The sequence below is a fragment of the Alteromonas sp. IB21 genome (assembly GCF_016405965.1).
Taxonomy (GTDB): domain Bacteria; phylum Pseudomonadota; class Gammaproteobacteria; order Enterobacterales; family Alteromonadaceae; genus Alteromonas.
This window is the reverse complement of sequence record NZ_JAEFCD010000052.1, coordinates 1-1063: the sequence shown is the minus strand read 5'-3', so window position 1 is coordinate 1063 and position 1063 is coordinate 1. Positions and strand designations below refer to the sequence as shown.

The 1063-nt window shown below is 52.1% G+C and carries 1 rRNA gene (cut by a window edge); it reads left to right on the top strand.

The features are described 5' to 3' along the window. Window positions 1–1033, top strand: a 23S ribosomal RNA gene (locus tag JC525_RS19625); its annotated part reaches 1757 nt to the left of the window's first position; the annotation flags it as partial. Between the last annotated feature and the right edge of the window lie 30 nt (window positions 1034–1063).

Here is a 1063-nt window from a genome sequence, read left to right as displayed (position 1 = left end):
TTCGCGAAGCTCTTGATCGAAGCCCCGGTAAACGGCGGCCGTAACTATAACGGTCCTAAGGTAGCGAAATTCCTTGTCGGGTAAGTTCCGACCTGCACGAATGGTGTAACCATGGCCACGCTGTCTCCACCCGAGACTCAGTGAAATTGAAATCGCAGTGAAGATGCTGTGTACCCGCACCTAGACGGAAAGACCCCGTGAACCTTTACTACAGCTTGGCACTGAACATTGAACCTACATGTGTAGGATAGGTGGGAGGCTTTGAAGCACAGTCGCTAGATTGTGTGGAGCCGTCCTTGAAATACCACCCTTGTATGTTTGATGTTCTAACATTGGTCCCTTATCGGGATTGTGGACAGTGTCTGGTGGGTAGTTTGACTGGGGCGGTCTCCTCCCAAATAGTAACGGAGGAGCACGAAGGTTAGCTAATCACGGTCGGACATCGTGAGGTTAGTGCAATGGCATAAGCTAGCTTAACTGCGAGACAGACACGTCGAGCAGGTACGAAAGTAGGTCATAGTGATCCGGTGGTTCTGTATGGAAGGGCCATCGCTCAACGGATAAAAGGTACTCCGGGGATAACAGGCTGATACCGCCCAAGAGTTCATATCGACGGCGGTGTTTGGCACCTCGATGTCGGCTCATCACATCCTGGGGCTGAAGTCGGTCCCAAGGGTATGGCTGTTCGCCATTTAAAGTGGTACGCGAGCTGGGTTTAGAACGTCGTGAGACAGTTCGGTCCCTATCTGGTGTGGGCGTTGGATGATTGATGGGAGCTGCTCCTAGTACGAGAGGACCGGAGTGGACGAACCGCTGGTGTTCGGGTTGTCATGCCAATGGCATTGCCCGGTAGCTACGTTCGGAACGGATAACCGCTGAAAGCATCTAAGCGGGAAGCCGGCCCAAAGATGAGTCATCCCTGACCTTTAAGGTCTGGAAGGGTTGTTATAGACGATGACGTTGATAGGCAGGGTGTGGAAGCGTTGTAAGGCGTTAAGCTAACCTGTACTAATTGCCCGAGAGGCTTAACCATACAACGCCCAAGAAGCTTTAGGCTTTTGAG